The sequence below is a fragment of the uncultured Amaricoccus sp. genome (assembly GCF_937858865.1).
Taxonomy (GTDB): Bacteria; Pseudomonadota; Alphaproteobacteria; order Rhodobacterales; family Rhodobacteraceae; genus Amaricoccus.
The window spans coordinates 1-2530 of the sequence record NZ_CALLYO010000126.1 but is presented as its reverse complement, the minus strand read 5'-3'; the positions used below and the strand labels follow the sequence as shown (position 1 = coordinate 2530).

Annotated in this window: 5 protein-coding genes; all 5 read right to left on the bottom strand. The window is 66.8% G+C overall.

What is annotated here, in order from left to right:
* A partial coding sequence (locus Q0112_RS03540; RefSeq protein WP_297971479.1) for a winged helix-turn-helix domain-containing protein occupies positions 1 to 521 on the bottom strand: 521 nt, incomplete at its 3' end.
* Positions 522 to 595: 74 nt separating this feature from the next.
* Positions 596 to 790 (bottom strand): hypothetical protein, encoded by a 195-nt coding sequence (locus tag Q0112_RS03535; RefSeq protein WP_297971478.1) that lies wholly within the window; start codon positions 788 to 790, stop codon positions 596 to 598.
* The gene (locus Q0112_RS03530) at positions 783 to 926 is read right to left on the bottom strand and encodes a hypothetical protein (RefSeq protein ID WP_297971475.1); all 144 of its coding nucleotides are present in this window, start codon (positions 924 to 926) and stop codon (positions 783 to 785) included. Before Q0112_RS03530 ends, Q0112_RS03535 begins: the two co-directional genes overlap by 8 nt.
* Positions 923 to 1564, bottom strand: coding sequence for a transposase (locus tag Q0112_RS03525; RefSeq protein ID WP_297971472.1), 642 nt, complete (start codon positions 1562 to 1564; stop codon positions 923 to 925). The genes Q0112_RS03530 and Q0112_RS03525 overlap by 4 nt, the downstream gene beginning before the upstream one ends.
* A 70-nt stretch (positions 1565 to 1634) precedes the next feature.
* A complete protein-coding gene (locus tag Q0112_RS03520; RefSeq protein ID WP_297971481.1) occupies positions 1635 to 2333 on the bottom strand; it encodes a hypothetical protein in 699 nt (232 codons plus the stop codon).
* Between the last annotated feature and the right edge of the window lie 197 nt (positions 2334 to 2530).

Below are 2530 nucleotides of genomic sequence, written 5' to 3'. Positions count from 1 at the left end.
AGCATCGAAGAAACCGGCTTGCAGACGGGGCGGGCCATACGTTTTTTGAACGCCGCCTGCTCCTCCGGGCTCGCCGCCCGGGCGTGCCGGGGCCGCGGGCGCTGGATCGTCCAGCCGATCGTCCGGAGCGCCTCCCAGCCACGCTGCTCCGAGACCCGCCGCCCGAGCTCGGCCGCCATAAAGGCCGCCACCTTCTTCGCGGTCCACACGCCCCCCTCGTCAGGCGGCGCCTTCAGGCGCTCCTCCAGGCGCGCCAGCACCGCGGGCGTCAGAACGGTCGGAGCCGCGCCGTTCCCGCGCCGCCGGTCGCCGAGGCTCCCCGGGCCGAAGCGGTTGTAGCGTTCAAGGAGCTGCTCGACCCAGCGCAGCGCGAAGCTCGTCAGCCGCGCCACTTCCGAGCAGCTTCGTCCCTGCGCCAGCAGCCAGATCACCTGGTAGTGGCGCGCCAGCACCACGTTGTCGCTACTGCGATAGCCTTCCTGCAGCTCCTCGATCCCGAGATGTCCCGCAACATGCGCCATGCCTGCCCCCGATTGTCGTTGCAGGCATCGTAACCCTCTCGATTCCCCGAGGGAATCCATCCCAAGCGAGTCAATCAGCCGGAAACCGTATAACAGGGTTGGCCTGCATTGACCACTGAACCGATATGCCATCTCACCATCGCATCATGTCGTACGAGACTCCCCTGCACGGTGATGCGCTCGTCGACGAGCGCATCCTCCGCCGCCAGCCGCAGGCCGCGCCAGTGCGGCTGGCGGATCAGATCCCCCGCTTTCGATCGCTTAGCCACGGCGGGCCTCCCGCAGGATGGCCGCAGCCGTCGGGATCAGGGTCTGCGCGTCCGCGACCAGCTTCTCCCGGTCGAGCCAGGTCACGTCCGTCAAGGTGGTGGAGAATCCGGGTATAGACTGGCAGCCGTCGGTCATGCGGCGTCGGCTTCTGCAATGAGAGATTGGTGCGTTTCGGCTGGGGCATCGAGTTCGACCATGCCTTCGATCTGCATGTAGCGGTGCTGGAGCAGCCACTCATCGTTCTGCTCGAGGAGGACGGCGCCGATGAGGCGGACGATGCTGTCCTCGTTGGGGAAGATGCCGACGACATCGGCGCGGCGTTTGACCTCCTTGTTCAGGCGCTCCAGGGGGTTTGTGCTGTGCAGCTTGACCCGGTGCTGGCTCGGGAAGGTCATGTAGGCGAGCACGTCCTCCTCGGCCTCGTCGTCGACTTTCCGGGTCGAGACACCGGCGATCCAGGCTTCCTGGATGACGGAGACCAACGCTTTCTCGGTGGTCTTCCTCGCCTCGAGGAAGGGCGGGAAGTAGCTGCCCGTCCTGAGCTTCGGGATGCGCAGGTTCAGCTGCCCGAGCCGGGTATCGAGCGTCCGGTCGCGATAGCCGTTGCGCCAGGTCGACCGTTCGCCGCTGCGCTCGTACCGGCCGGCACCGATCATCCCCTCCACATCCGCCTCCATCAGGATCTGTAGCACCGTCTCGGCGAGGCTGCGCAGGAAATTCCCGTCATCGGCCTTCTGCAGCGCCTCAATCAGCGCCATCCTGTCGTCGGTCATCGGGTCCTCGTGGGGCTCGGGTTGAAGTCGGCAAACTCCACCTTAGCCGCACATCCCGGTGGCCACCTGCCTACACCGAAAACTCCACCGCCTCCGTGGACGGTAACTCGAGCCACGCGTAGACGCGCTCGACCGTCGCCACCGTGTCACCGAGGATTGCCGCGATTAGCGTGATCTTGTCCGGGTGCCGATTGATCAGGATCGAGGCGATGGCGTATCGCACCTGGTGCGGCCGAATGGGAAAGCCGGCCAGCGCCGTTTCGACCATGATCCACGAGCGCAGGGCATCGCCTCCGACCGACCCTTTCTCGCCCGGGAACAGCGCGTCCTCCGAGGCTTTGGACGGCGCACCGCGCAGCCCCTCGATCATCCTCGGGCGGATGGTCTCGAGGTACCATTTGATGACGCCCCAGCTGTCCCGCCGGCCGGCGTCCTGCAGGTGCGCCCGGATCTCCTTCCGGTTCTTGACGTGGCGGGCCGGGATAACCAGCAGCGCCAATTGGCCTTTCGCGGGCTCGGACAACCACCGGCTCTTCCCGCGGAAGGAGATGGCGGCGGGATTCCCAATGCGGATCGGCGCGACGCGGGTGAGGATAAGGAGTGCGACCGCCGCGGCGCCCGCGCGGATCGCCTCGGTCCGCTCCCCCTGCTTCAGCGTGTCCCACCGGTCGAGCAGCGCCTGCGACTTCGCCATCAGTGTCCACGGCAGCTCGAAAAAGGTTGCCTGGCGCGAGGGTGGCTGGTGCACGAGCAGGGGATCGAGCCCCACATCCCGGTGATCGACAAGGCGCGCCGAGGCGACGGAAGCCTGGGTCGCGAGGACTTCGTCTACGATCGCGCAGGAGCGGCAGCGCGCCTTCGAGCGCGCCCGGCGTGCCGCTATCGCGCTCTGCCCTGGCCTTCATCACGGTGAGCACACTACACGACAGGGCTGGCTGAGGGCGGGATGAGGTGATCTTCTGGACG

What these genes read in the sequence shown, in the direction of transcription:
- Q0112_RS03525 (WP_297971472.1), bottom strand. Translation starts at nt 1,564, where the DNA reads ATGACCGACGACAGGATGGCGCTGATTGAGGCGCTGCAGAAGGCCGAT.
- Q0112_RS03530 (WP_297971475.1), bottom strand. Translation starts at nt 926, where the DNA reads ATGACCGACGGCTGCCAGTCTATACCCGGATTCTCCACCACCTTGACG.